Origin of the sequence: Pedobacter zeae (genome assembly GCF_014196715.1) — a bacterium.
Taxonomy (GTDB): domain Bacteria; phylum Bacteroidota; class Bacteroidia; order Sphingobacteriales; family Sphingobacteriaceae; genus Pedobacter; species Pedobacter zeae.
Genome location: NZ_JACIEF010000001.1, coordinates 511,598 through 537,863 on the forward strand (window position 1 = coordinate 511,598; position 26,266 = coordinate 537,863).

The following is a 26,266-nucleotide window of genomic DNA, read 5'->3' on the forward strand; positions in this document are numbered from 1 at the left end:
ATTTATTTAAAGATAAGAATCATGAAATCAAGGAAAATTTTTAATTACTTATTGCTGCTTACATTGATACCGGCCCTGTTCTCCTGTAAGGAAGAAGAATTGGGAGGTCCAACAGGGAATGATGGAGCCGTTCCTCAACTGGTAAGCAATATTCAGGTCGAAAACCTGAATGGCAAGGCTAGAATTACCTATAAACTGCCTAACGACAAGAATTTATTATATGTCAAAGCTGTTTTTAAATTAGCCAACGGAACTAATTTTGAAGCCAAATCGTCCTTTTATAAAGATACCATCGTAGTTGAAGGATTTGCCGATACGCTGGAACATCAGGTCTCACTGTATTCAGTAAGCAGGAGCGAAGTGCTTTCGCAACCAACCCTGGTGAAGGTAAAACCTCTTGAAGCCCCATTTAAGAAAGTATTTAAGAGCATCAAAGTGATCAATGCCTTTGGAGGATACAATCTGTCGGCTACCAATCCAACACGGGATAATATTTCGATCATGGTGATGAAGAAAAATGTTTTTAAGCAATTTGAAGTGGATAATTTCAGGAGTATATTTACCCGTACCGACGAAATTTTATCGAAGATCAGGGGGCTAGATACCACAAGGCAGGAACTGGCAATTTTTGTTAAAGACAAATGGGGAAACAGTTCAGATACCCTTTACAAAGCCATAAATCCGATATTTGAAGCGAAACTTAATCCTTCACTTTTCCGGGCTTTGGTATTACCTGGCGATGCGCCGCAGGTTACCAATGGCGCTGCACTCGTTTATGCCTGGGATGGTAGGCTCGGGTGGCCTTACACCAGTTTTACCCACCAGATTAATGGCGGTAACGGACCACATATGGTCAGCTTTGATACCGGTGTATCGGCAAAATTAAGCCGGGTGTGGATTCGCCCTTTCCCTGAAGGAACAAGGTATTACTACCTCTCTACCATGAAAAGGTTCGAAATATATGGTTCCAGTAACCCAAATCTAAACGGTGCTTTAGATTCAAGCTGGATCCTTCTGGGTAGCTACGAGGTGAAAAAGCCATCAGGACTTCCTTATGGAAACGATAATGCAGAAGATCAGGCCACCGCGGCGGCAGGTTTTAGCTGGGATATTGATCTCAATGCCCCTAAGGTTCGTTATCTCAGAATCAGGTGCCTGGAGAACTGGGCTGGCGGAACCGCACAAAGTATCAATGAAATAGAGGTTTATGGTGCCGTACAATAAGCAATATGATTCATTAATTAGCATAAGAAGATGAAAAATAAAATAAAGCAAACCATCCTCCTGTCTTTCGTAGCCATATTGCTTTTTGGTTGCTCTAAGCCGGATGATTATAAAAAATACCTGGAAGGAGGAGATATCCTTTACTCAGGTAAGTTAGACTCTGTTAAAATTAACCCGGGTAATAATCGGGTACAGTTAACCGGTCTTTTAAAAGCCGACCCCAAAATCAACAGGATTAAAATCTATTGGAACGATCAAAAAGATTCGATCGAGTATCCCGTAAATATGAATACAGATCCGAGGAAATTCTCCAAAATATTTAATGTGGAAGAAGGGATAAGAAGTTTTTTAGTGTATACTTTCGATGCTGCAGGAAACCGTTCTATTGCGGTTAATGCGGTTGGAAGGATTTATGGGCCACGGTATGCCGCATCACTGAACAACCGGGCAATTAGCAGTGCTACCCAGGTTAATGGCGAAACGGTAATTAATTGGCTGACCATTGATCTCTCAGCCGGGCCTTTTGCTACCGAAATCCGGTATACATCAACAACCGGAGTAAAAACGCTAAGGGTGCCAATAGCTGCAGAACGGACTACATTGAATGACCTTGCAGGCACGGCATCCACAATTAGTACCAGAACCCTGTACCTGCCAACTAAATCAAGCATTGACACTTTTTACACGGAATTTGCCCAGGTAGGTGTTTTAAAGGATGTTACTGCCCAGTATCTGTCAAATACAAAGATACCTTTTACAACCAGTGTAAAGGGCGACAGATGGGGAATTCCAACAGCCTGGACAACCAACGATGCTGTACGAAATTTCAGGCAGGCTGCAGGTGTATTTTATGGTGGTGTAGACACCTGGTTCGGTGGCCCTCAGCTGGCCATGGAAGCAGGATGGTCTGCAGATAATATGGCTACAATTACTGATGGTAAAATTTATCAAAGTGTTGTTCTACCTCCCGGACAATATACCTTCGAAATAGATATTCCTGATTGTACAGCGGGGGGAGACTTCTATACCGTAGCAGCCGAAGGGGAGGGCATACCGAATACAGGCAACATCACATCATCCTTGGCCTATGCCAAGACCAATGCAAAAGGTACACATAAAATTGCCTTTACATTAACGAATGAAAAGAAAGTATCGCTTGGTTTCGTTGGCAATGTTCCGAATAAGGGTGCCGGAGATGGTACATTCTGGCGAATTAGTCAGGTGCAACTGAAATTTTTGCCTAAAACCAATTAGTCTGACTTTTTATCAGTTGTAAACAGGATTCAATTCCAAAAAAAAACGCAACAAACGAGAAACCGCCAATTTTCAATCGAAAATTGGCGGTTTTATTAAAACGGATTGTTTTGAAGTAAAATTGGCGTTTTCTTGTTAAAAGGACCTGAATAAACCCTTTTTTCGAATAACTTCATTGGCTGATCTGTTTTTCGCGGGTAATTGACCAATCCTTTTTTTTAGATGTACGGTATTTGGCAAGGATATTACTATTCGGTCTTCATGTGCTGTTGGAAGTACACAAAATGATGGTCAATAGATTTGTTCCAATATTCGGTATTGTGGTTACCAGGTTGAGAGATAAACGTTACCGGAATTTTCAAACTATCGGTTAGTGATTTTAAGTTTACTGAATTTAGGTATAAAACATCTTCCGTTCCACAATCAAAAATAAATGGCTTGCTGAAACCAGTTTTTTCCTTTAGCAGGGCTGATATGTTGTATTTATTCCAATTTGCTGTTTTGGGGTTTCCAAGATTTTTTATCAGGTCATCTGTCATTCTGCTTGTATGCCAGAACAATTGGCTTACTTTCTGAAAATTGTGGTAGTCGATCTCCAAAGCTCCGCTTGTAGCACCCGCCGTATTGAAATAATCAGGATGTAAAACGAAATACCGCAATGCGCCATAGCCACCCATGCTCAACCCACTGATGAAAATATTCTTTTCGTCAATACTTAAAGTGTGATGCACCTTCGGAACCAGGTCTTTGAAGAAAAAATCCTCAAACCTTGAGTATTGATTTACAGGGCTGTTGATATAGTAAGAAGTAAAACCATCGGGCGTAACCATGATAAAACCATACTGATCGGCCACTTTCTGCAGGTTGGTGGTTTGCGACCATTGTTTGTAGGTTTCGCTATATCCGTGAAGCAGGTAAACCAATGGAAATTTTTTGGCAGGAGTATAAACCTTTGGTTTGAAAATAAGAACGGTATCGGGTTTTGCTAAATATTCTGATTTTAAAATCCATTTTTCCTGTGCATGTGCCGCGATGGTGGCAAATAGCGCCATCGTTATAACTATTGTCTTAACCATATTTTGTATTTTTGTTAGTGCAAAATTCTGCAGGCATTTTTTCGTGTGCAATAGCTAACAAAATTGTGAGCCGCAAAAACAATGGCTAAATACAAGGCGTATAATCGAAATGAAAAAATACATTTCTCCTGTTAACAGGAGGCGCATTTTGGCAGGTAAAAAATTGTAATGCGGCAGAGACTAATGCCTTTTAAGGGAATTGAAGGGTATCGCGGGCCGAAATAGATTATCGCATTTTTGGCCCTAAGGATGCAATTTTGGTTTTGAAATGGGTAGATGAAAACGGGTAAAGAAATAAAACTAAAAGGTGAAATGGAGTACATATATGCGTAAAGAAAATTCAACCAATGCGATAAACGAACAGTTCTTGTTTCAGGTTTGTGAATTAAATTCAGCGATTGCCATGATCAGCGGGCGCTGGAAATCTCAGATTGTGTATTCCATTTCGCAAGGAAATAACCGGTTCCATTTATTGAAAAAAGAATTGCCAAATATTTCAGAACAAGTTTTAGGCAGGCAGCTTAGAGAACTCGAAACACACGCGATTATTATTAAGAGAGAAATTCCAGAAACGGTTCCCTCCGGAATTGAATATGTACTTACAAATAAGGGCATTGATTTGGTACCGGTTTTGGAAAAACTTTGTGATTGGGGAAAAACCTATGCCGATGGTAAAGCGATTGCTGTTTGCTCCGATCTAATAAACAGTAGCCGGTAAGCCAGTATAGCTAACTTCTTTTGGTAACAAGATGATATTAAGGTGTTTATGGTGAAAAAGGTGCCTTTTGTAAATTACTCATCAACATTTGGTTTTTCAATAAGTGAAGCTGAAGGTACTGAGCCAGGGACTAAATTTCCTGCCGGTTATCCACCAGGCATATGAAAAATGGTCCCAAAGGCTACCAAATCAAAAAACTAAAATCCTTAAAATCATCAATGTTAAGGATTTTAGTTTTAGGCCCTGTCCATGGGCGGGAAATGAATTATTTTCACATCCGCTCTTATTCCGTTACTTTCAACTGCTGAATTAGCCCGTCTGCGATATCAAAATGAAATTTTAATATAATCGGGCTTCCCGGAAATGTTCCGGAACACTCAGCAGATAAGATACCTGAAGTACCATTTTCGGTATATTCTAGAGGTATCATCACTGATCTGTATTTTTCGTTTGATTCTTCGATCCAATGGTGGATTTCGGTCCTCCCGTTATGCGTTTTTCCCTCATCAAATACCACGGCGGTTTCGGAAAAACAATTGGCGTAAGCAATGCTGTCGAAGCTGTTCTGTGCATTAACCAGGTCGGTTATGATTTTCGGTAAGTTCATTTTTATTTCTTTTTAGGTGATTTTTTAAGATGATTAGATTGTTGGTACTGTACCACCATCAATTATAAATTCTGTTCCTGTTAAATAACTGGCCCTTGGTGAAACGAGGAAACCAACCAATTCGGCTACTTCTTCCGGTTGGGCAGGTCGGCCATAAGGTATTCCACCCAGGGCATCCATAACACTCTGTTGGGCTTCTTCTATCGTACTATTTGCGTTTCTTGCAATCTCGCCCAGCCACGCTTCCGATGCTGTTGTATTTATCCATCCTGGCGAAACTGTTAGCACGCGAATACCTTTGGGGGTAACTTCATTCGATAAACTTTTACTATAGTTGATCAGCCCTGCTTTTGCGGCGGCATAGGGCAAAGTAGAATCGTACAAAGGCAATTTGCCCTGAATCGATGCAATATGAATAATCACACCGCTTTTTCGTTCCAGCATCTGAGGCAGAAATCCCCTGTCCAATCGCACAGGAGCAAGCAGATTAGCCTGCAGGGTTGATTCCCAGTCTTGATCGGTCAACGCGGTGAAGCCGCCGGCAGGTGTAGTTGAAGAACCGAGGTTGTTCACAAGAATGTCAAGTCGCCCGTAAGCCGACAATACCTCGCTGATCACTTTTTGTGTTCCCTCTGCCTTGCTTAAATCTGAAGGAATGAAATGCAGCCTGCTGTCTTCTTTTTCGGGTGTATTCCTTGCGGTAATAATAACGGTTGCGCCAGCCTGCAGCAGCCTTTCTGCTATTGCTTTTCCGGCTCCCTTTGTACCTCCGGTTACCAGGGCAATTTTGCCCGATAGCTCGTTGTTGAAGTTAAAATTTTGTTCCATTGTCTTTTATTTTTGTACAAAGTTGGGATGTATATAAGTATCTGGCAATAAGGGAAAATCGAATTGCATAGGGACAATTTTTTCCCCTATTGCGCAATTTGGAACATTGCACTAGCTTTGCTATATGTACGAGAGAAAAATACCTTTGAACCTGAATTGCGGCCTCGACCTTATTGGCGAGGTGCTTTATGGAAAATGGAAGATGCGGTTGCTGTGGTTTATTAACCAGGGACATAAGCGTCCCAGCGAACTGCAGCGTAAAATTCCGGATGCCTCAAGAAGGGTGCTAACCATTCAGTTAAAAGAACTGGAAGACCATGAACTGATCTCAAAGGTGATTTATCCTGTGGTACCTCCCAAAGTTGAATATAGCCTCACGGATTTTGGAAAAACGCTGATTCCGGTAATTGGAGCGATCGGTGGCTGGGGAGATGAGCACGAGGAACGTTTACGATCGCTCATTTTGAAACGTTTGGATTCAAAGCCTTGACTACTAAAACGGTTTGTTATTTATAACTTAGTCCTTTTCGGAAAACCCTTTAGCCCGGGAGAAAACCAATGATGGCTATTTTTTTTGAAGTGAATATCGAAACATGCTGAGAGAATTTTCATATAAACAGTTCGGGAACATCGAATTTAGCAAGAAAGCTATGGATGAAACTGTACTCAATTCAATATCGGGATACATTAAAATTCTATTTATTCCAAAAAAGGCTACTATACAGGTTGATTTCCAGGAATTCACGATGGAAACCGATGCCCTTTTATTCATTAATCCAAAAGTGATCATCAAACCTTGTGAAACCATTAACGGCCAGTTGATTTATTTTAACAGAGATTTTTATTGTATCGAAATTCACGACCAGGAAGTGGCCTGCGATGGTATCCTTTACAATAATGTTTTCGAAATTCCATTTATTAAGTTAGACGAAATTCAATCCCAGAACATCCAAAGCATCATTCAGGAAATCAAAACTGAAATGACCAATGATGATTCCAGTACTGAAGAAATGCTGAGAATTCTATTAAAAGTTGTCATTCTCAAATCAACCCGCATCTGGAAACAACAACATCAGCTATCGGAAAAGAATCAGCATGCCGATGTGCAGTTCTTAAGGAAGTTCAGCAAGCTGGTTGAACAAAATTTTAAGACACATCATACCGTTGCTGATTATGCTGAGATGTTATTCATAACGCCAAAAAATCTGAGTAAAAAAATCGGGCTGATCAGCAAAAGTACGCCCAACGATATGATAAAAGAACGGATCATACTAGAGAGCAAGCGGCTTTTGGCGCATACCCAAATGACGGTAAAGGAAATTGCCTTCAGCCTCAATTATGAAGATGATGCCTATTTCATCCGTTTTTTTACCAAACATGCGGGTTTGTCGCCTGTATCTTTCAGAAAGCAATTTTAAAGCTAACGGGTAGTAAATTGTAAGTAAAGCACGGTAATTATGCTGTGCTTTTTCTGTTAACCCAATGCTGGGAAAGAATTTAAACGATGATCAATCTGCCTGATTTAGCATAAAGGGGAAAAAGTGCAATTTAAAGAGAAAACCGTCCATTGATGCCATTGGGCATTTGCTGCAACTTTGCTTCATCAAATAATACTAACCATTTAAAAAACAGAAAAAATGAAAAATTTAGTTTTAGCAATCGGATTGTTTTTATCATTATTAATGGGCAATGTTTCGTTTTCGCAAACCAAAAGAGTAGCAGCCGCTGCTGGTAGGGAAGAATACATCGAAGTTGAGAAAAATGTAAAACTTCATGTAACCGACCTGGGAGAAGGGCAGCCTGTCGTTTTAATCCATGGTTGGCCACTAAGTGATGAAATGTATGAGTACCAATACCAGTACCTAAGCCGAAAAGGTTTCAGGGTGATCGGAATTACCTTAAGGGGATTTGGAAAATCAGACAAACCTTATGGCCGATATGACTTTGATGTCTTTTCAGACGATATCAAAGTGGTTTTAGACCAACTAAAAATCAAGAATGCGGTAATGGGCGGTTTCTCCATGGGGGGTGCGGTAGTGCTTCACTATATCACAAAATATGATGCGGCGCATGTTAGCAAGCTTGCCCTTTTTGGAGCAGCTGCACCATCGTGGAGGAAGAGAGAAGGCGCACCTTATGGCATATCAGAAAATGACGCAAACGGACTGATCGCAAAAACCATGACTGACAGGGAAGATCTGATTGCCGGATTTGGAAGCGCCTTTCCTGCAAAAGAAGGCAATATCTCTAAAAACGTAGAAAAATGGCTGGAAAGCATTAATTTACAAGCATCGCCTTATGCCATCACCGAATCGATAAAAGCACTTTCAAATATTGACTTACGTCCTGAACTTTCTAAAATTAGTATTCCCGTAGCGATTTTTCATGGAGTACAAGACAAATTATGTCCATTTGAATTTGCAGAAGAGTTAAAGAAAGGGATTAAAAATTCCCATATCGTAAGATTTGAAAATAGCGGCCATGCGTTATTTGTTGAAGAAGCAGAAAAATTCAATACAGCCTTAGAAAAGTTTGCCAGATCATAAGATTGGCCCATCGTTTAATAAAAGATGTAAATGAAGCTGTTCAATTGTATGTGTTAATTTAAGCATACCAATTCATATGTGAAATATACGATAGGCTTGAGGTTGCATTCAGAATCTTAGAAATTATAATAAAAAAATCGAGGGTCAAGCTCAATTGAGCTTGACCCTCGATTTTGGTGGAGCCGAAGGGAGTCGAACCCTTGTCCAGTTGTGAGATAAATTATACCTTCTACATGCTTATTTTTCAATTGATTTTCGGGAAATAAACGGGCTGAAAACCGACCTTATTTAGATCCTTAGATACTTCATCTCACTTTAAGTCGTATCTCCTTAAAGCCAGCTTTGTTGTTTCGATGCCCCGGGTTCTAACCCAACAATGCAGCAGTTAGAGGGACAAAAGCTAAGCGTAGTTCTAAACTAGGCAGCTAAGGCGTAAGTATTTTCGCCAATTAAAATGTGATCGTTCACTTTTAAGTGCTCTCCGAACAACGCACTGCATGCTAACATAACCCTCGCCACCCTGTCAAATCCAAGAACGGCCCCGGTATTACAATTTTACAATCTTGCAATTATCAATTATCAATTATCAATTATCAATTATCAATTATCAATTATCAATCGCAAAACTGGACTACAAATATACAAAATTATTGGTAAACTGGTTAATTGTTTAAACCGGTTAACTGTTTTTGTAATGACAACAATTAACCAGTTTAAACAGTTTTAACAATTAAACTACGCGTCCGGGATATTGCTGTAAGGCAATTTCCAGGCAGTCCATGGCTGCATTTAAATCTTCTGTATTTAACACATAGGCCATACGCACTTCGTTTTTACCCGAACCTGCGGTAGAGTAAAAGCCTGTAGCAGGTGCCATCATTACCGTTTGGTTGTTGTGGTCAAATTTTTCTAAAATCCACTGGCAGAACTTATCTGCATCATCGATCGGGAATCTGGCCACCACATAAAATGCACCACCCGGGTTAGGGCAGTAAACACCCTCAATGTTGTTTAAGCGTTTAACCAAAGTATCGCGGCGTAGTGTATATTCGGTATTTACCTTTTCAAAGTAACTATCTGGTGTATCAACGGCAGCGGCACCGGCAATCTGTTCTACCATACCCGGGCTTAACCTGGCCTGGGCAAATTTTAATCCCGAGGCAATAACTTCTTTATTTTTGGTAATTAAACAGCCTAAACGTGCACCACAAGCGCTGTAACGTTTAGAAACCGTATCCATAACCACTACATTTTCATCTAAACCGTCTAAATGCATCGGCGAGATAAATTCCCTTCCGTCGTAACAGAATTCGCGATACGCTTCATCCGAGAACAAAAACAGGTCGTATTTAACGCAAAGTGTTTTTAAGGCCTCTAGTTCTTCTCTTGAGTATAAATACCCGGTAGGATTGTTCGGGTTGCAGATGATGATGGCCTTGGTTTTTTCGGTAATCAGTTTTTCAAATTCTGCAATCGGCGGTAATGCAAAACCATTTTCGATGTACGAAAGGATTGGTTTTACTACCACGTTGCTCATACAGGCAAAACCGTTGTAATTGGCATAGAAAGGCTCTGGAATGATAATTTCGTCGCCTTCATTTATACAGGTTTGCATGGCAATGGTTATCGCTTCAGAACCACCAACTGTTACGAGTATGTTTTCTGGCGCAATATTATAACCAAGTTTATTGTAATATTCAGTAAGCTTTAAACGGTAGGCAAGGGTACCTTCTGATGGTGTATAGGCCCAAACATTAAAATCAATGTTTTTAATGGCGTTCAACATTCCTTCAGGTGTTTCTATATCGGGCTGGCCAATATTTAAATGAAAAACTTTTTTACCGTCTTTTTTGGCTTGATCTGCAAATGGAGTTAATTTTCTGATCGGTGAGGCAGGCATCTGCACACCTTTTTGTGAAATTTTTGGCATGGCACAAAAATAAAAAAGTCCCGATGAAAATCGGGACTTTTTAAATATTATCGTCTAAAAAATTATTTAGAAGCTGCGGCAACCGTTTCGCCTTTAATGTAAAGCACTTTAATAGGTGTTTTTGCATTAGAAGTGATGGTGATGGCCTTCGAAAAAGTTGAAGGACCGGCAGCAGCATTGAATGTTACCGAAATTACACCGGTTTCACCTTTTTTTAATGGGGTAGAAGTATATTTAGGAACAGTACATCCACAGCTTGCTTCAGCTTTGGTAATAATTAATGGCTCTTCACCAACGTTAGTGTATTTGAAGTCGTAAGTTACGGGTTTGTTTAAAACGATTTTACCAAAATCGTGAGTTTCCGACTCAAATTTAAACTCTGCGGGCTTAGTTTGTGCATTTGCAGCAATACCCAAACCCAAAACAAAAGCGAATAATACTAAGATCTTTTTCATGTTATTGTGGTTGTAATTTATTTTTTAATTCTAAAACAAATTTAATGATTTCATATTAAAACAAAAACTATTCCAAATATATTTTACAAATCCATATATAATTTTACAGGGGAGGATAAAGGCAAACTTTTAATTTTGTATATATTTGCCGCAACCAATCTTTGATTACTATGCCGAATGAAAAATTGATGACCAACACTATTGATGCTTCAGAACTTAGTTTTAACGATTTTAAATCGATCGTTAAAAACGATTATAAAATAGCCTTCGAAAGCAGGCAGGCCAGTATTTTAGGCCGTAAGGAAGTATTAACAGGGAAGGCTAAGTTTGGGATTTTCGGCGATGGGAAAGAAGTGCCCCAGCTCGCTATGGCGAAAGCCTTTAAAAATGGCGATTGGCGCTCAGGTTATTACCGCGATCAAACTTTTGCCTTTGCAACAGGGATTTCTACCATTAAAGAATTTTTTGCGCAACTTTATGCGAATACCACCTACGGTGCCGACCCGTTTTCTGGCGGTAGGCAAATGAACTGCCATTTTGCAACAAAATCCATTAATGAAGACGGAAGCTGGAATGATTTAACGCAGATTAAAAATTGCTCATCCGATATTTCCCCAACCGGCGGCCAGATGGCCCGTTTGGTTGGTTTAGCTTATGCTTCAAAATTATTCAGGCAAAATAAGGAACTTGATTATCTGAAACACTTTTCGGTTAACGGAAACGAAGTGGCTTTTGGTACCATTGGTAATGCTTCCACTTCTGAAGGCGTATTTTTTGAAGCCATTAATGCTGCAGGTGTTTTACAGGTACCTATGGCCATTTCCATCTGGGATGACGCCTATGGCATTTCAGTTCCGGCAAAATACCAAACTACAAAAGAAGATATTTCGGAGGTCTTAAAAGGTTTTCAGCGCGATGCAGATCAACCGGGATATGAAATTTATAAGGTAAAAGGTTGGGATTATCCGGCCTTGTGCGAGGTGTACGAAAAAGCAATACAGGTATGCAGGGAAGAACATGTACCCGTTTTAATCCATGTAACTGAACTTACCCAACCTTTGGGGCACTCGACTTCAGGTTCGCACGAAAGGTATAAATCAAAAGATCGTTTGGCATGGGAAACTGAGTACGATTGCATCCTGAAAATGCGTGCCTGGATGCTCGATTCGGCCCTGGCAACCGAAGAGGAAATTGCAGAGATCGAAAAAGAAGCAAAGACTTTTGTACGTAATGAGCAGAAAGAAGCCTGGAACGAGTTTTTAGACAGCATTAAACCTGAGCAAAAACAAGTGGTTGATTTGGTTAATGGTATAGCTAAACATCAACCTGAGCTGGCTAAAATTGCTGTAAATCTGGCATCAACTGCTGATGCACAACGCCGTGAAGTTTTTACTGCTGCACGAAAAGCCATTCGCTTATCGGCTGGTTTTAACTCCCCGGAGCGCAAGGAACTATTGGCGTGGTATAAGCAACAGACAAAGCTTAATCACGATCGTTACAATTCTAAACTGCATACTGACGGTAAAGAAAGTCCGGATATGATTCCCGTGGTTAATGCGGTATATGATGAGCAGTCGAAAATGATCGATGGCAGGGAAGTGCTTAATGCCTGTTTTAACGAAAACTTTGCACGCGATCCGCGCTTGGTTGCATTTGGAGAAGATCTGGGAAATATTGGCGATGTAAACCAGGGGTTTGCAGGTTTACAGGCGAAATATGGCGAGTTAAGAATTACCGATACCGGAATCAGGGAAATGACCATAATGGGGCAGGGCATAGGCCTGGCACTGCGTGGTTTAAAACCAATTGCCGAAATACAATATTTAGATTATTTAATATTTGCCTTAAATGTACTAAGCGATGATTTGGCATCGCTTTCATACCGCACCAAAGGAATTCAGAAAGCCCCTGTAATTGTGCGCACCCGTGGCCACAGGTTGGAAGGTATCTGGCACTCAGGCTCTCCTATTGCCATGCTGTTAAGCTCTTTAAGAGGGATGCACCTGTGCGTACCGCGAAACATGACCCAGGCTGCCGGTATGTACAATACGCTGTTCAGGGCCGATGAGCCCGCGGTCGTAATTGAGTGTTTAAACGGCTACCGTTTAAAGGAAAAATTACCTTCAAATGTTGGCGATTTTACAGTTCCTTTAGGAAAAGCCGAGGTTTTGGAAGAAGGAACCGATATTACGGTAGTTTCTTACGGTTCTTCATTAAGGATTGTTCAGGAAGCTGCGGAAGAACTGGCAATCTTAGGCATTTCTGTAGAAATAATAGATCCTCAAACCCTTTTACCTTTTGATATCGACCAGGTTTGTTTGGGTTCTCTTTCAAAAACCAATAAATTACTGGTTGTTGATGAAGATGTTCCGGGAGGTGCTTCAGCCTATATCCTGCAAAAAGTACTCGAAGAGCAAAAAGGTTATTTCTACCTGGACGGACAACCCAAAACATTATCGGCTAAAGCACATCGTCCGCCGTTTGGATCTGACGGTGATTATTTCAGCAAACCATCAGTAGATGATGTGATTGAAACCATTTACCAGATGATGCATGATGCCAATCCCACCAAATACCCATCACTTTTTTGATAACAAGAGTTAGGGTGTAAGACATGTTCTGTAGTAACATAATGATTTACAGTTGGTTTCCTGTTTTTTTATATTTTCATTGAAAATGTAAAAAAATGGTTACTTATTGACCGGTTTTTTATTACTTTTATAAACCAAACTCTATTTTGTTATTTCAGTATGTTTTATTTCATCCGGGTTATGAAACGCTGTCATTTTCAAGATCCTTCAGGTTTTAGTAGAAACCAATCATTAAATTGATCTTGGACATGAAGCGCTATCTTGTAAATGCTCTGTTCGTTAGTGAAGCGTGTTTTTTTAAAAAAGGCATGCTCTTTTTCCCTTTCTTATTTTTAGCTATGGCCAGTTTTGGCCAGGGGAGTGCACCGCAGAAAAAACTGGATAGTCTTTTAAGTTTAAACCAAAGGAATTTAAAATCAGACTCTACCAAAATCAAAATATTAACGGAAGTCTTCCGTCAGTACATGAGGATGAAAAATGTAGACAAAGCGGAAGAATATGTGGATAAAACCATTCAGCTTGCACATGAGAAAAATCTGAAAAAATTCTCTGCCATGGCCTATTACCGTAGAGGTTTAATGTATCATGGAAGGTCTGATTATCAAAAGGCTGAAGAAAATTATTACAAGGCGGTTGCCGAATTTTCTTCCATAGGAAATTTGGATATGTTGGCTGGCACTTATCTCAACCTGGGAGCGCTATATGGCAGCATTCCGGATTATGTTAAATCTTTAGATGTTAACCAAAAGGCTATAGCGATCTACGAAAAAATGGGTAACGAAGCCGATATGGCGAGTTGCTATACCAATATTTCGACTATTTATCAACGCTTGGGTAACCAAAGCCAGGCGCTGGTTTATATGAACATGGCATTAAAAGTGTTTGCCAAAGAAGGTGAAAATACAAGGGGTGTAGCGGTTGTTTATGGTTTAATCGGAGACAACTATTTTGAGGCTTCAGACCGTGAATTATCGGAAATGAACGTCATGCCCAGTCAAAAAATAAAGCTGGCCTTAACCTATTACAACAAATCGCTGAAAGTATCAGAAGCTATCGGCGATATAGGATTAATGGCTAGCCTTAAGCGTGATCTTGCCAACCTGTACAGTTCGATAGGACAAAATGAAGTGGCGCTAAAATTATATCAAAAATCGGTCGAGTTAAATAAATCGGGAGAAGATAAAGAAGCCTATGCTGCAAGTTTGTATGCTTTAGGAAACTTTTACCAAAAAGAAAATGATTTTGAAAATGCAATCGCCTTGCTCAGTAACAGTTTAAAAATTGCAGAAGAAAACCATTTATTAGATATTGAAAAGCAGGCTACTTTAGGATTGAGTACGGTATATGAAAAACAAAAAGACTACAACAGATCATTAACCTACTACAGGCAGTATATTGCGGTCAGGGATAAGATTTTCGACCAGGAAAAGGAAAAGGAGATTACCAGGAGGCAGATGCAGCTCGATTTCGGTATCAAAGAACGCGACTACCTGCTGAAACAGAAGCTGACAGAGGCGGAATTAAAAAGACAACAACAGGAACTTGCGCTAAAAAGGCAGCAACTTGCATTGAGCGATAAAGAAAAAGCATTGGATCTCCTGACCTTTCAAAAGGCAAAGGCCGACCTCGATATTCAGCGTTTGGCTCAGGATAGTAAATTTACCAATGCTAAATTTGAGGCGCAGTTAGCCGCCGGGTTAAAGGATAAACAGATCAGTAAACAGGTACAGCAGATAAAATTTGATGAACGTATAAAATTATTCCTTACCATAGCCGCTACGCTTATTCTGATTACAGCTGTGGTTACATTTTTTAACCAGCGGAAAACAATCAGGCTGAATAAGATTATCAATACCCAAAAACGGGAATTAGAGCAACTCAGTAAGGTGAAAGACCGTATATTTAGTGTCGTAAGCCATGATATGCGTACACCTGTTAATTCGCTGATTTCCTTCATGCAGCTGTTAGAAGGGGGCAACATAGAACAGGAGAAGTTAAACAGGTATGCAGCATCGCTAAAAAATAACCTTACCTATACCTCTACCATGATGGAAAACCTACTCAATTGGGCAGCCAGCCAGATGCAGGGGTTTAACCCATATCTCGAATCATTGGATGTTCATGACCTGATTAATGAAGTTATCCTTTCTTTGCACGCTTATGCCGATGAAAAGGGCCTGACGATCCGGAATTTAGTTTCGGCCAGAACATATTGCAAAGCAGATTCGAACATGTTTGCGCTTGTTGTAAGAAATATGATCAGTAATGCCGTTAAATTTACACCAAATGGCGGTACAATTACCGTTAGTACGATTTCTAATGGAAATGACCTGGAAATCAAAATTTCAGATACCGGCATCGGCTTAACACCCTTACAGGTTGAGCATTTTAATAAGCCCGGCTATTTGGGCGTAGGCGTAAGCACATTGGGTACCAATAAAGAAAAAGGTACAGGTTTGGGATTATTGCTCTGCAGAACTTTTATAAACTTAATGGATGGTAAGATCAGCGCAGCACTTAATCCTGCGGGTGGAAGTTGTTTTAAAATAATTTTAAAGAAATAACCTCATTTTAAAAATCTCGACAGAATTTTCTTGTCGATCGATTTTTCCAATAATTCCTGCCGGTTGGAAGCACTTATCGGAACCAGGAAGTTATGAGCCAAATGAACTTCGTGATTGGTTAAGGTTACAATGTGGTTGATATTGATGATATACTGCTTGTGTACCCTGGAGAAAATTTTGGAAGGCAGTTGTTTTTCTAAATTTTTTAAGCTTACTAAAATAACATGCTTATCGCTATGGGTGAACAGTTTTGAAAAATCGCCCATGCTTTCAATATAAATCACGTCGCTGTATTTTAACTTGGTTATGCCTTTAGTTTCCCTAAAAAAGAAATAGTCGTCGTCTTTTTTATTACCGGGGTTTAAGTCTTCAACAGGGAGTTTATCTATCAGTTTTCTTAATTCGATATATTCAATGGCTTTATTGGTTGCTTTTAATATCCGTTCGAAAGTGGCGGGCTTAACAATAAAATCAAGGGCATCCAGGTTAAAACTTTCGGCAGCGTATTCACTAAATGAAGTAATAAAGATAAACAGGGGCTGCTTTTTGATGCTCTTTAATAAATCCAAACCAGACAGTTCTGGCATATCAATATCAGAGTAAACAATATCTACAGCAGTAGTGGTTAAAATTTGGGCAGCTTCTATACCATTACTGCAGGTCGCGATGATGTTTAATGATGGAATTTTCTTTAGATGCATTTCTATGGCATCTCTTTCAATTTCATTATCATCAACAATTAAACAGTTATACGTCATTTAGAAATAAGTTAAACAAATTTATTAAGTTTTTACTTAATGTGCTTGTAATTTACGTTAAATATGGGATATAATAGAGTTAGAGCATCATTTTATAGATAAAGTTAACACCAGTGATAGATAAAATTAACACCGGCATTTATTCATGATGTTTCTTCTCACCGGTGTATCGTTTTTCGCCAGCTTTAATGGCCAGTTGTAAATCGTTTTCTTCCGGGGGTACCGGACACCGGTAACCATCGCTGTAGGCACAGTAGGGGTTATAGGCCTTGTTAAAATCGATTTCTATGTGGTTGTTATTGATTTCTTTCGCATCCAGGTCAATATAACGGCCACCTCCATAAGTTTCCTTATGGTTCGTTTCATCTGTAAAAGGCAAAAATAAATGGTCATTATAGACAGGATTGGTCGATAAAGCGACGCTTCGATACAGCGTCATCTGGATCGCTTTTCCCTTTAAACTGAAGTTTATGTGTGCATAGCGGTAATAATCGCTGCTGCTGCCGTTAAAGGTTGGCATTTTGAACACCTTTTCATTCTTTAACAATTCTACTGCCGCTAATACTTTATAATTGCTGTCGGCCTCATAAAAATGCAGGTTCTGCAGATCATTTTTCTGTAATGGCGAGTGGCTGTCTTTAATGAAATCTTCTTTATAAGCCTCGCGGTGTTTAGCAATCAGATCGGCATAACTTTGGGCAAAAGTATTCATGCTGATCAACAAAAGTAGGGTGGTAATAAGTTTCATAATTAAACTACACTTGCTTTATTTCTTAAAAACTGATCAGCCAGAACCAGGGCAGCCATTGCTTCTACAATCACCACAGCTCTTGGTACCACGCACGGATCGTGCCTGCCTTTTCCTTTAATTTCTGAAGCTTCGCCAGCAGCGTTAATGGTTTGCTGGTTGTGCATAATAGTGGCGACAGGCTTAAAGGCTACTTTGAAGGTAATATCCATTCCGTTTGAAATGCCCCCCAATATACCGCCGGCATAATTGGTGGTGGTTTTGAATACCTTCGAATCGGCAGTTTTTGGCTGCGGGATATCGTTATGCTGCGATCCGCGTAATTCGCTTCCGGCAAAACCGGAGCCATATTCGAAACCATGAACGGCATTGATGCTTAGCATGGCTTTACCCAAATCGGCGTGTAATTTATCGAAAACTGGTTCACCTAAACCTGCCGGACAGCCTTTTATTACGCAACTGATCTTTCCACCAACCGTATCGCCGTCTTTTCTTACTGAATCAATAAATTCGATCATTTCGTGCGCCGTTGCAGGATCGGCACAGCGAACAATATTTTCTTCCCTGATGGCTAAAAGCGACGATAAATCGTTGCTTTCTAAATTCGGAGCATCGATAGTGCCTACTGAGGTTACATGAGCAAAAATTTCTATACCCTGTTGTTTTAATAATAATTTGGCAATGGCTCCTGCCGCTACGCGGGCCGCTGTTTCGCGGGCAGAAGAACGTCCGCCACCACGATGATCGCGGATGCCGTATTTTGCATCATAAACATAATCGGCATGGCTTGGACGGTAAACATCAATGTTATGGCCGTAGTCTTTTGAGCGCTGATCCTCATTCGGGATTAAAAGTGCGATAGGGGTACCCGTACTTTTTCCTTCGAAAACACCGGATAAAATCTGCACAGTATCACTCTCTTTTCTTTGCGTGGTAATTTTAGATTGACCTGGTTTACGCTTATCCAGCTCGGATTGGATAAAATCCATATCGATATCCAATTGCGCCGGACAGCCGTCAATAATTACTCCAATGGCTACGCCATGAGATTCGCCAAATGTAGTGATGCGAAATAGTTGTCCGAATGAGTTGCCTGCCATATATATTAGATAAGATAAGTTAGATATGAGATTGGAGAAGTACCTGGTTCATATCTAAACTTCTGTTTTTTAATTGTTTAGAGGTTAGATCTGAGGTGGTAGATTTGGAGTTATCCCTCAAATTACACTCAAATCCAGTTAGCTTGTTATTATTTGTTTTAATTAATCTTGTATTCAATCCCGATGTATTTTCTCAGGTCTGGTGTCTCACATCTAGTATCCCACATCTCAAATTTCATGTCTCACACCCAGTATCTCACTTATCCAATCTCTTTCACCTCAAACCCTGCTTTTTTCAAATCTTCCCAATAATATGGATAAGATTTTTCCACCACCTGCATTTCTTCAATTTCAACTTCGTTGATCAGTAGTGCAAGTGGCGCAAAGGCCATGGCCATACGGTGGTCCTCGTAGGTTGCAATGGTAATTTTATCCGGAAAATGCAGGTTATCTGTATTTAAGGTATAAACCTGGTTATTTTCGGTTAAAGTAACGCCAATTTTAGCCAATTCGTTCTGAAGGGCTGCAATACGGTCGGTTTCTTTGATTTTTAGGGTTTCCAAACCAGTAAATGCCATGTTTTTGCCCAAAGCTGCGGCAATAACGATGATGGTCTGTGCTAAATCAGGACAGGTTTTTAAGTCTAAAACTTCTTTGGTGTCTAAAGTAAGCCCCAGATTACTAATGGCGATTCCTTTATCGGTTTTACTGGTTGCAATGCCAAAAATCTTCATAATATTTTTGATCTGGCTATCGCCCTGCAGGCTTTTTTGCTTTAAAGCAGGTAAAGCAATTTCAGCTTCATCGGCTAAAGCCGCAATGCTGTACCAATATGATGCTGCACTCCAATCGGGCTCAACAACCAAAGTGCCGGGCTTAAAAGCCTGAGGTTCGATTGTTATCGAATTTCCGTTCCAGGCATGCTCAATGCCAACTTCTGCAAGCATATCCAAGGTCATGTCTACATAGGGTTTAGAGGTGAGCTCCCCCTCGATCTCTAGAGTTAAGCCTTGTGGCAGAATAGGGGCAATCATCAGCAAAGCCGAAATATACTGACTGCTGATATCGCCTTTTATTTTTACCTGTGCCGTTTTTTGATCCAGTGGACCAATAATATTTAAAGGAGGGAAACCCTCTGCTTCTGCATAAGAAATATCGGCACCAATTGTTTTTAAAGCCTCGGCCAAAATCCCTATCGGACGTTGTTTCATCCGCTCGGTTCCGGTTAACAGGAAATTCCCGTTTTTAGCCGAAAGATAAGCCGATAAGAAACGCATAGCAGTACCTGCAGGTCCAACATCAACCAGTTCGGAGTTTGCAGTTTTCGGTTTGGAGTTTTCTCTCAACTCACTACTCTCAACTCCCAACTTATTCAGGATACCATTTAAGGTTACCGTATCGGCAGCATTTGAAAGGTTTTCAACTTTAACCAGTTTCTTGCTTAAGGCACTGATGATTAAAGCCCTGTTACATTCGCTTTTGGAGCCTGTTAATTGGATTTCCGTGTTAATATTCTTGGTTCCTTTAAAAGAAACTAAGGCGTTTTTGGACATTTTATTCTGTTTTATTCTTAAATGTAAGTGCCAGATGGAAACATCTGACACTCCATTATGTATGTTTCTTAATATCATGTTAAGCTGTCGAAAAATTACTGTAGTTTTTCGACAGGCTATCATTGACAGATACCTAAGGAATGTCGTCATTGCGAGGAGGCTTTTTCAGCCGACGGAGCGATCTTTATAGCCAGAATTACTGGAATGAAAGATTGCTTCGTCGTTCCTTCTCGCAATGACGATTGGGCTTTAGGCTTAAGTAATCGTATTGGTTTTACCCTCCACCTTAAACCTTTAAACCCTCTACCTTTTAGGCTTTAACTTCGTTATGTTGCTCTGCCGCAATGCCTTTTTCAGCTTTGCCTGCATTCATAATTTCAGTTTGTTTGCGGATTGATTCACCGTGCATCAATTCTAAGAATTTCTCGGTAAAGCCTAAATCTAATTTTAAAGCTTTTGCAAAAGCGTGACCTTTTTTAATAATAGCATCCCAACGGTTAACCTGTAAAATAGTTACCTGGTTATCGCGTTTAAACTCACCGATTTTTTCTACGATGGCCATACGCTCACCTAATTTTTGCAATAAAATGTCGTCAATTTTATCTATCTGTTTACGCAGTTCGGCCAGTTTATCGGCAGATGCTTCGTTTGGTGCCTCTGGTTCGCGAACGGTTAAACGCTCTACCAGTTCTGCCAAAGCAGCCGGGGTAACCTGTTGTTTGGCGTCTGTCCAGGCTACTGAAGGATCTACGTGCGATTCGATCATTAATCCCTGCATATCTAAATCCAATGCTTTTTGTGCAATGTAAGGGATCAGTTCACGGTTACCGCAAATGTGGCTTGGATCGTTGATGATCGGAAGCTCAGGGCATAAAGTTTTTAACTGGATAGCCATTTCCCACATCGGTTCGTTACGGAAAGAACTTTTCTCGAATGAAGAGAAACCGCGGTGAATAGCACCGATTTTAGTGATACCCGCACCATTGATACGCTCAATAGCACCTACCCATAACTGTAAATCAGGGTTAACAGGGTTTTTGATCAATACCGGAACATCATGTCCTTTTAAAGCATCGGCAATTTCCTGAACAGTGAAAGGATTTACGGTAGAACGTGCACCGATCCAAAGGATATCCACACCAGCTGCCAAAGCCTCTTCAACGTGTTTTGCATTTGCAACCTCTACTGCCGTTGGTAAACCTGTTTCAGCTTTAGCACGTTTTAACCATTCTAAACCGATACTTCCGATACCTTCGAATTCTCCCGGACGGGTACGTGGTTTCCAGATACCGGCCCGTAATACCGATACTTTACCGGTAGCTGCCAATAAATGTGCAGTAGTTAACAATTGTTCTTCCGTTTCTGCACTGCAGGGACCAGAAATCAATAATGGTTCGTTGTTTGTGTTTAACCAGGTGTTTAAAGGTTGGATGTTTAAATTAAGTTTCATGATGATGGGGGTTGTTTAAAGTCCTTTGTCCACAGTCGGAAGTCAGGAGTTATATTTTATATTGTTTAATTGTTATATTAGATTGTCAACTGAAAATTGTTTACGGCTGTTTATACTTTATCGTTCTTTTGATATTCTCCTAATATGTTAAAGTTCGATGTATATTTTAATGCCTTTCTGATCGCCTTATCATACTTTTCGGTACTTGGCCATTCCAGGTCGACGTAAAAGTAATACTCATTTCTTTTACCTAACACCGGCATAGATTGTATTTTTGTTAAGCTTACATCCTGTTCGGCAAAGATATTTAACACGGTGGCCAACGAGCCCGCTTTGTGTCCAACCTGGAAACAGATCGAAGCTTTGTTTATTTTCTTTCCTTCGTCGGTTTTATCTTTTTTAAGGATGAGAAAACGGGTATAGTTTTTCTTGTTCGACTCTACACGGCGTTCTAAAATGTTTAAGCCATAAAGTTCTGCAGCTAAGCTGTTTGCAATGGCCATAGTATCGGTTAATTTCTCTTCCTGGATGCGTTTTGCACAGGCAGCAGTATCATTGCTCTCCACAATTTTAATGTGCGGATAATCGTAAAAGAAATCGATACACTGGCGGATGGCAATAGGGTGTGAGGTAACCACTTTAATATCTTCGAATTTTATACCTGGCAATGCCATTAAATGCAGCTGGATAGGTAAGTAAACCTCACCAACAACCGAGAAACCATAATCACGAATCAAGGTATAGTTTGGTAATAAGCTGCCTGCAATCGAGTTTTCGATGGCCATTACCACGAAATCAGCTTCGTTTTTTTCAAGCTTATCGCAGGTTTCTTTAAAAGAATTGCACTCTACCGTCTCAATTTCCTTACCGAAGAATTTGTATGCGGCTTCTTCATGAAAAGAGGCCTTGATACCCTGAATTGCTACACGTTTTGTCGTTTCCATTTTTTGCGTTAAAACAAAAAAGTCCCGGCTGTTTGCCGGGACTTTCTTATACAATTTAATATTTTTTATATATCTTTTTGCATATTAGCCCCGGCTCTCACTAAAATAGTAAAAGTAACCAAAGTAATATGTGTTAGTATTTTGCATTTCTTTTTTTGTTGAGCCAAATGTAGTAACAAAATTTAATTTGTCAATAAGAAATTGAAAATATTTTTAATAAAATTTAATTTCTCTGTTTTTATACTGTTTTGAGGATGGGTATAGAAACCTTACAGGTTTGATCAATCTGTAAGGTTTGACCGGCATATTATACTGCAGAACTTAATTCGGGCTGTTCTGATTTTAATTTTTTAGATTTTTCAAGTGCTTCCGAATCACGTAGCTCCTGCTGCATAATTTTAGCAATTTTGGTGCTTCCGTCATGGCTCCATCCGGGTGGATTGAAAATGTACTTCACTTTATCCATAAAAGTAGGTGCTTTTTTAACATCTGCTGTTAAGGCAATAAACTCGTGGAAAATAATGTTTACCGGACCGGTATCAGTAGGTTGGGTAGTTAAGCCATATTTAACTTTATCTTCTGGCAGTTCGGCCTGGAAGGTTCCGAACCACCTGTCCCACAGGATTAGAACCATGCCCATATTTTTATCGAGGTAACGCACATTGCTGGCGTGGTGTACCCGGTGGTGTGATGGGGTTACGAAAATATATTCGTACCATTTCGGAAATTTGATGTTGTATTGGGTGTGCACCAGGTTGCCGTAAATCTGGGTAACCAGGTAGGCAAAAAGAATATCAACTGCGGTAAAGCCCATAAAGGCCAATGGCAGGTAAAAGAATACCCGGTACAAAGGTTCAAAAACAGTAGAACGGAAACCCGTTGTTAAGTTAAAATGCTCTGAAGAGTGGTGTGTTACGTGCATGGCCCAGAAAAAACGCACATAGTGTCCAACAGTATGTAAAAACCAGTACAGGAAATCCTGGGCTAAAATTAATACCAGCCAGTAAATCCAGACATTGCTAATCTGGAACAAACGGAACTGGTAGCAATATTGCAATAAGAAAAAAGTACCTGTTTTAGTAGCCAAATTAATTACAATAGCGGCTGTCATCAGGTAAATATTGGTCCAGGTATCGCGTTTGGTATATAATTTCCTGTCGTGCAGGTAACTGAAATACATTTCAACCAGGGTTAAAACGATCACGAAACCAAAAAGCCCGATTACAGAAATATCACTTCCGGTAAATTTCATGTTATAAACTGTTATAATAATCCAAACTGCTTAAAATATCGGCAGTGCTTACACGGCAGTTAAACGTGCATTTGCCCGTAGTTTCTAAAAGTGAGAAAAGAATATTTCCATCTTCGTTCTTTTTATCACTCTGCATCAGCTCCAAAAGGGCATCGAAACTTTCTTTTTTGATGTGGTATTTAGGGTATAATGATAAAATATAACTACTGATGTCGTTCAGTTCCTCTTTTGTTAATGTGCTGTTTTTAATGGATAATGCTGCTTCACAAATAAAACCAATGGCAATAGCTTCGCCATGTGTTAATGGATTTTCGTCATTTGCCAGAGAATAACCTTCAACAGCATGGCCAATGGTGTGGCCAAAGTTTAAAATCTTCCGCAGGTTTTTTTCATGCGGATCGATGGTTACCACTTCATTTTTAATTTCAACCGAGCGGTAAATGTCTTCAGCACTCGGGGTAAGGTAATTGGTGGTTTTTAACTTTTCGTAGTAAGGTTTGTCGTAGATCAAACCGTGCTTGATCATTTCGGCAAAACCCGATAAAAGTTCACGTGGTGGCAGTGTTTTTAGAAATGCTGTTTCGATAAAAACCATTTGTGGCAGGGTAAAGGTGCCTACCATGTTTTTTACATTGTCAATATCAATCCCGGTTTTGCCACCTACAGAGGCATCAACCTGCGATAACAGGGTGGTAGGTATATTGATGAAATCGATTCCTCTTTTATAGGTCGAAGCAATGAAACCTCCCATGTCGGTAATTACGCCACCGCCCAAATTAATCATCAAACTTTTACGGTCGGCTTCAAAATCAAGAAGAGTTTTCCATATACCGATACAAAAATCGATATTTTTATTTTCTTCTCCAGCTGCCGTTTCGATGAGGTCGAATTCGGAGAAATCATTTAAAAGCGACTGGAACAAAGGTAAACAGATTTCGCTCGTATGCTCATCGGCAAATACAAAAACTTTACTGTACCTGTTGCTTTCTAAAAGTGTTTTTAAGGCGTCTAAATTGCTTTCGAAATAAAGCGAATGGCCTGCGCTCGTTAAGGTTTCCATTAAATTACTTCGATTTTATCTTGTTCAAAAGTGATGACGTCGCCAATCCTGACTTTATACCGTTTGCGGAATTCTACTTCTCCGTTGCATTTTACCAAACCGTCAGTCACGGCAGCCTGTGCATCGCCCCCGGTGCCAACCAAACCTGTTGCTTTAAGCAGCTGGATCAGCGGAATAAATTCGCCTTCTAATTTGAATTGTATCATTTTGTGCAAAAATACGATTATTTAGAGCTTTTTAGTTTTAACAACCAATGCTTTTTATAATTTTGCACCAATCTGACTTATTTATATAGTAAAAAATGGATTTAGTTCCCAATAAACAACCTAATTTTGACAACACGGAAATCGCTTTTCGTCAAAAAACTAACCAAGAACTAAAAAAAGCTTACTGGCTTTTTAAATTGATCGGCAATAATTTCCTTACCAAAGTTGGTCCGGCCATTACAAACTTTTTCTTAAATATAGGGCTACCGATCCAGGGTGCAATTAAAGCCACTATTTTTCAGCAGTTTTGCGGAGGCGAAACCATTGCCGAGTGTAATAAAGCCATTGAGCAACTTGATAAAGGGGGCGTGGGCACCATTTTAGATTATTCGGTTGAAGGGGAAGAAGAGGAACATGTTTTTGATGAAACCTGTGCTGAAATTATCCGTACAATTGTTCGCGCAGATGGCGATGCCAAAATTCCGATCACTGTTTTTAAAATAACCGGGATAGGCCGTTTTGCACTTTTGCAGAAACTGGACGCCAAAGAAACATTAACTGCTGCCGAAGAGGCAGAATACGAAAAGGTAAAACTGCGTTGTGAAATGATCTGTAAAACGGCTTTTGAGAAAGGTGTACCGGTTATGATCGATGCAGAAGAAACCTGGATCCAGAATACCATCGATGAACTGGCTCTGGATATGATGCGTAAATTTAACCGTAAGCAAATTATAGTATATAATACTTATCAGATGTACCGTCATGATAAGTTGGCCGATATGAAAGCTGATCATTTAATTGCCAAGACCGACGGCTTTATTTTGGGCGTTAAAATAGTACGCGGTGCCTACATGGAAAAAGAACGTAAACGCGCAGCCGAAATGGGTTATCCCTCGCCAATTCAGCCTGATAAAGAGGCTTCGGATCGTGATTACAATGAATCTTTACGTTACTGTGTAGACCATATTGAGGAAATTGCCACTGTTGCCGGAACGCACAATGAAGATAGCTGCCGGTTATTGACTTACCTTTTGGAGGAAAAGAATATTGCGCACAATCATCCACATGTATATTTTTCACAATTGTTGGGCATGAGTGATAATTTGAGCTTTAACCTGGCCGATTCGAATTATAATGTGGCGAAATATGTGCCTTACGGGCCAATTAAGGCCGTGATGCCGTATTTGTTCAGAAGGGCGCAGGAAAACACATCAGTTGCCGGACAAACAGGCCGTGAATTAGGTTTGATTGAAAGGGAATTGAAAAGAAGAAAACTGTAGTTCGGTTTTCTGTTAACATTTGGTAATTTTCAGTTTTGAGTGGTTATAAATGCTGCCAACTGAAAATGGCCAACTGTTTTTCGTTTGCGGAGCGTGATGTTGAATTTATTTTACAAGTAGAA

The 26,266-nt window shown here is 40.0% G+C and carries 23 protein-coding genes and 1 other RNA gene; 9 read left to right on the plus strand and 15 right to left on the minus strand.

Translation table 11 applies throughout. From position 1 onward, the window contains the following. Positions 1 to 21: 21 nt before the first annotated feature. Positions 22 to 1,224, plus strand: coding sequence for a DUF5000 domain-containing lipoprotein (locus GGQ60_RS02030; RefSeq protein WP_183759728.1), 1,203 nt, complete (start codon positions 22 to 24; stop codon positions 1,222 to 1,224). 30 nt (positions 1,225 to 1,254) lie between these two features. Continuing rightward, a complete protein-coding gene (locus GGQ60_RS02035; protein ID WP_183759729.1) occupies positions 1,255 to 2,478 on the plus strand; it encodes a DUF4998 domain-containing protein in 1,224 nt (407 codons plus the stop codon). A 248-nt stretch (positions 2,479 to 2,726) separates the two neighbouring features. Here the strand turns inward: GGQ60_RS02035 and GGQ60_RS02040 are convergent, their stop codons facing one another. Further along, complete coding sequence (locus tag GGQ60_RS02040; RefSeq protein WP_183759730.1) at positions 2,727 to 3,554, minus strand: alpha/beta hydrolase; 828 nt, start codon at positions 3,552 to 3,554, stop codon at positions 2,727 to 2,729. A 307-nt stretch (positions 3,555 to 3,861) separates the two neighbouring features. Between GGQ60_RS02040 and GGQ60_RS02045 the strand changes: the two genes are divergently transcribed. Further along, entirely contained in the window at positions 3,862 to 4,272 is a 411-nt protein-coding gene (locus GGQ60_RS02045; RefSeq protein WP_221235856.1) for a winged helix-turn-helix transcriptional regulator, read from the plus strand. A 283-nt stretch (positions 4,273 to 4,555) separates the two neighbouring features. Here the strand turns inward: GGQ60_RS02045 and GGQ60_RS02050 are convergent, their stop codons facing one another. Together GGQ60_RS02050 and GGQ60_RS02055 are read right to left on the minus strand one after the other, a co-directional pair. Beyond that, a complete protein-coding gene (locus GGQ60_RS02050) occupies positions 4,556 to 4,879 on the minus strand; it encodes a nuclear transport factor 2 family protein (protein ID WP_183759731.1) in 324 nt (107 codons plus the stop codon). 33 nt (positions 4,880 to 4,912) lie between these two features. Beyond that, entirely contained in the window at positions 4,913 to 5,707 is a 795-nt protein-coding gene (locus tag GGQ60_RS02055; protein ID WP_183759732.1) for an SDR family oxidoreductase, read from the minus strand. Positions 5,708 to 5,831: 124 nt separating this feature from the next. Between GGQ60_RS02055 and GGQ60_RS02060 the strand changes: the two genes are divergently transcribed. The 3 genes from GGQ60_RS02060 (at position 5,832) to GGQ60_RS02070 (ending at position 8,253) form a co-directional block, all read left to right on the plus strand. Beyond that, positions 5,832 to 6,197, plus strand: a complete 366-nt coding sequence (locus GGQ60_RS02060) for a winged helix-turn-helix transcriptional regulator (RefSeq protein WP_183759733.1) — start codon at positions 5,832 to 5,834, stop codon at positions 6,195 to 6,197. A gap of 103 nt (positions 6,198 to 6,300) precedes the next feature. Further along, positions 6,301 to 7,125, plus strand: coding sequence for a helix-turn-helix domain-containing protein (locus GGQ60_RS02065; protein WP_183759734.1), 825 nt, complete (start codon positions 6,301 to 6,303; stop codon positions 7,123 to 7,125). Positions 7,126 to 7,344: 219 nt separating this feature from the next. Beyond that, positions 7,345 to 8,253: an alpha/beta fold hydrolase gene (locus GGQ60_RS02070; protein ID WP_183759735.1), complete on the plus strand. Its 909-nt coding sequence runs from the start codon at positions 7,345 to 7,347 to the stop codon at positions 8,251 to 8,253. 174 nt (positions 8,254 to 8,427) lie between these two features. Here GGQ60_RS02070 and ssrA read toward each other — a convergent pair. The 3 genes from ssrA to GGQ60_RS02085 all read right to left on the minus strand — a co-directional run bounded on the left by ssrA (position 8,428) and on the right by GGQ60_RS02085 (position 10,638). After that, positions 8,428 to 8,796: a transfer-messenger RNA gene (ssrA, locus tag GGQ60_RS02075) on the minus strand. Positions 8,797 to 8,983: 187 nt separating this feature from the next. Beyond that, positions 8,984 to 10,183, minus strand: coding sequence for a pyridoxal phosphate-dependent aminotransferase (locus GGQ60_RS02080; protein WP_183759736.1), 1,200 nt, complete (start codon positions 10,181 to 10,183; stop codon positions 8,984 to 8,986). 62 nt (positions 10,184 to 10,245) lie between these two features. After that, a complete protein-coding gene (locus GGQ60_RS02085; protein ID WP_183759737.1) occupies positions 10,246 to 10,638 on the minus strand; it encodes a DUF1573 domain-containing protein in 393 nt (130 codons plus the stop codon). Between the two features lie 170 nt (positions 10,639 to 10,808). Here GGQ60_RS02085 and GGQ60_RS02090 point away from each other — a divergent pair, with 170 nt between their 5' ends. Both GGQ60_RS02090 and GGQ60_RS02095 read left to right on the plus strand, forming a co-directional pair. Then, the gene (locus GGQ60_RS02090) at positions 10,809 to 13,229 is read left to right on the plus strand and encodes an alpha-ketoacid dehydrogenase subunit alpha/beta (RefSeq protein ID WP_183759738.1); all 2,421 of its coding nucleotides are present in this window, start codon (positions 10,809 to 10,811) and stop codon (positions 13,227 to 13,229) included. A 248-nt stretch (positions 13,230 to 13,477) separates the two neighbouring features. Further along, positions 13,478 to 15,793, plus strand: coding sequence for a tetratricopeptide repeat-containing sensor histidine kinase (locus tag GGQ60_RS02095; protein WP_183759739.1), 2,316 nt, complete (start codon positions 13,478 to 13,480; stop codon positions 15,791 to 15,793). A 2-nt stretch (positions 15,794 to 15,795) separates the two neighbouring features. On the opposite strand, the gene GGQ60_RS02100 is transcribed toward GGQ60_RS02095, so the two are convergent. The 9 genes from GGQ60_RS02100 to GGQ60_RS02140 form a co-directional block, all read right to left on the minus strand. Continuing rightward, positions 15,796 to 16,551 carry a LytR/AlgR family response regulator transcription factor gene (locus tag GGQ60_RS02100; protein ID WP_183759740.1) on the minus strand — a complete coding sequence of 252 codons (756 nt, stop codon included), beginning with the start codon at positions 16,549 to 16,551 and terminating at the stop codon, positions 15,796 to 15,798. Positions 16,552 to 16,690: 139 nt separating this feature from the next. After that, complete coding sequence (locus GGQ60_RS02105; protein WP_183759741.1) at positions 16,691 to 17,299, minus strand: DUF1684 domain-containing protein; 609 nt, start codon at positions 17,297 to 17,299, stop codon at positions 16,691 to 16,693. A 2-nt stretch (positions 17,300 to 17,301) separates the two neighbouring features. Continuing rightward, positions 17,302 to 18,399 (minus strand): chorismate synthase, encoded by a 1,098-nt coding sequence (aroC, locus tag GGQ60_RS02110; RefSeq protein WP_183759742.1) that lies wholly within the window; start codon positions 18,397 to 18,399, stop codon positions 17,302 to 17,304. Between the two features lie 260 nt (positions 18,400 to 18,659). Continuing rightward, positions 18,660 to 19,952 carry a 3-phosphoshikimate 1-carboxyvinyltransferase gene (gene aroA / locus GGQ60_RS02115; protein ID WP_183759743.1) on the minus strand — a complete coding sequence of 431 codons (1,293 nt, stop codon included), beginning with the start codon at positions 19,950 to 19,952 and terminating at the stop codon, positions 18,660 to 18,662. Positions 19,953 to 20,262: 310 nt separating this feature from the next. After that, on the minus strand, positions 20,263 to 21,402 hold the full coding sequence (locus tag GGQ60_RS02120; RefSeq protein WP_183759744.1) for a chorismate mutase: 1,140 nt from the start codon (positions 21,400 to 21,402) through the stop codon (positions 20,263 to 20,265). A gap of 110 nt (positions 21,403 to 21,512) precedes the next feature. Beyond that, the gene (locus tag GGQ60_RS02125; protein ID WP_183759745.1) at positions 21,513 to 22,346 is read right to left on the minus strand and encodes a prephenate dehydratase; all 834 of its coding nucleotides are present in this window, start codon (positions 22,344 to 22,346) and stop codon (positions 21,513 to 21,515) included. Between the two features lie 307 nt (positions 22,347 to 22,653). Beyond that, positions 22,654 to 23,598: a sterol desaturase family protein gene (locus tag GGQ60_RS02130; RefSeq protein WP_183759746.1), complete on the minus strand. Its 945-nt coding sequence runs from the start codon at positions 23,596 to 23,598 to the stop codon at positions 22,654 to 22,656. A gap of 1 nt (position 23,599) precedes the next feature. Then, complete coding sequence (aroB, locus tag GGQ60_RS02135; RefSeq protein WP_183759747.1) at positions 23,600 to 24,658, minus strand: 3-dehydroquinate synthase; 1,059 nt, start codon at positions 24,656 to 24,658, stop codon at positions 23,600 to 23,602. Then, positions 24,658 to 24,864, minus strand: a complete 207-nt coding sequence (locus tag GGQ60_RS02140) for an RNA-binding S4 domain-containing protein (protein ID WP_183759748.1) — start codon at positions 24,862 to 24,864, stop codon at positions 24,658 to 24,660. Before GGQ60_RS02140 ends, aroB begins: the two co-directional genes overlap by 1 nt. Positions 24,865 to 24,959: 95 nt before the next feature. Here GGQ60_RS02140 and GGQ60_RS02145 point away from each other — a divergent pair, with 95 nt between their 5' ends. Further along, positions 24,960 to 26,144, plus strand: coding sequence for a proline dehydrogenase family protein (locus GGQ60_RS02145; RefSeq protein ID WP_183759749.1), 1,185 nt, complete (start codon positions 24,960 to 24,962; stop codon positions 26,142 to 26,144). Positions 26,145 to 26,266: the final 122 nt, after the last annotated feature.

Excerpts from the sequence above, each read along its gene's own strand:
- GGQ60_RS02030 (WP_183759728.1), top strand. The coding sequence starts at position 22 with ATGAAATCAAGGAAAATTTTTAATTACTTATTGCTGCTTACATTGATA.
- GGQ60_RS02035 (WP_183759729.1), top strand. The coding sequence starts at position 1,255 with ATGAAAAATAAAATAAAGCAAACCATCCTCCTGTCTTTCGTAGCCATA.
- GGQ60_RS02040 (WP_183759730.1), bottom strand. The coding sequence starts at position 3,554 with ATGGTTAAGACAATAGTTATAACGATGGCGCTATTTGCCACCATCGCG.
- GGQ60_RS02050 (WP_183759731.1), bottom strand. The coding sequence starts at position 4,879 with ATGAACTTACCGAAAATCATAACCGACCTGGTTAATGCACAGAACAGC.
- GGQ60_RS02055 (WP_183759732.1), bottom strand. The coding sequence starts at position 5,707 with ATGGAACAAAATTTTAACTTCAACAACGAGCTATCGGGCAAAATTGCC.
- GGQ60_RS02060 (WP_183759733.1), top strand. The coding sequence starts at position 5,832 with ATGTACGAGAGAAAAATACCTTTGAACCTGAATTGCGGCCTCGACCTT.
- GGQ60_RS02065 (WP_183759734.1), top strand. The coding sequence starts at position 6,301 with ATGCTGAGAGAATTTTCATATAAACAGTTCGGGAACATCGAATTTAGC.
- GGQ60_RS02070 (WP_183759735.1), top strand. The coding sequence starts at position 7,345 with ATGAAAAATTTAGTTTTAGCAATCGGATTGTTTTTATCATTATTAATG.
- GGQ60_RS02080 (WP_183759736.1), bottom strand. The coding sequence starts at position 10,183 with ATGCCAAAAATTTCACAAAAAGGTGTGCAGATGCCTGCCTCACCGATC.
- GGQ60_RS02085 (WP_183759737.1), bottom strand. The coding sequence starts at position 10,638 with ATGAAAAAGATCTTAGTATTATTCGCTTTTGTTTTGGGTTTGGGTATT.
- GGQ60_RS02090 (WP_183759738.1), top strand. The coding sequence starts at position 10,809 with ATGCCGAATGAAAAATTGATGACCAACACTATTGATGCTTCAGAACTT.
- GGQ60_RS02095 (WP_183759739.1), top strand. The coding sequence starts at position 13,478 with ATGAAGCGCTATCTTGTAAATGCTCTGTTCGTTAGTGAAGCGTGTTTT.
- GGQ60_RS02100 (WP_183759740.1), bottom strand. The coding sequence starts at position 16,551 with ATGACGTATAACTGTTTAATTGTTGATGATAATGAAATTGAAAGAGAT.
- GGQ60_RS02105 (WP_183759741.1), bottom strand. The coding sequence starts at position 17,299 with ATGAAACTTATTACCACCCTACTTTTGTTGATCAGCATGAATACTTTT.
- aroC (WP_183759742.1), bottom strand. The coding sequence starts at position 18,399 with ATGGCAGGCAACTCATTCGGACAACTATTTCGCATCACTACATTTGGC.
- aroA (WP_183759743.1), bottom strand. The coding sequence starts at position 19,952 with ATGTCCAAAAACGCCTTAGTTTCTTTTAAAGGAACCAAGAATATTAAC.
- GGQ60_RS02120 (WP_183759744.1), bottom strand. The coding sequence starts at position 21,402 with ATGAAACTTAATTTAAACATCCAACCTTTAAACACCTGGTTAAACACA.
- GGQ60_RS02125 (WP_183759745.1), bottom strand. The coding sequence starts at position 22,346 with ATGGAAACGACAAAACGTGTAGCAATTCAGGGTATCAAGGCCTCTTTT.
- GGQ60_RS02130 (WP_183759746.1), bottom strand. The coding sequence starts at position 23,598 with ATGAAATTTACCGGAAGTGATATTTCTGTAATCGGGCTTTTTGGTTTC.
- aroB (WP_183759747.1), bottom strand. The coding sequence starts at position 24,658 with ATGGAAACCTTAACGAGCGCAGGCCATTCGCTTTATTTCGAAAGCAAT.
- GGQ60_RS02140 (WP_183759748.1), bottom strand. The coding sequence starts at position 24,864 with ATGATACAATTCAAATTAGAAGGCGAATTTATTCCGCTGATCCAGCTG.
- GGQ60_RS02145 (WP_183759749.1), top strand. The coding sequence starts at position 24,960 with ATGGATTTAGTTCCCAATAAACAACCTAATTTTGACAACACGGAAATC.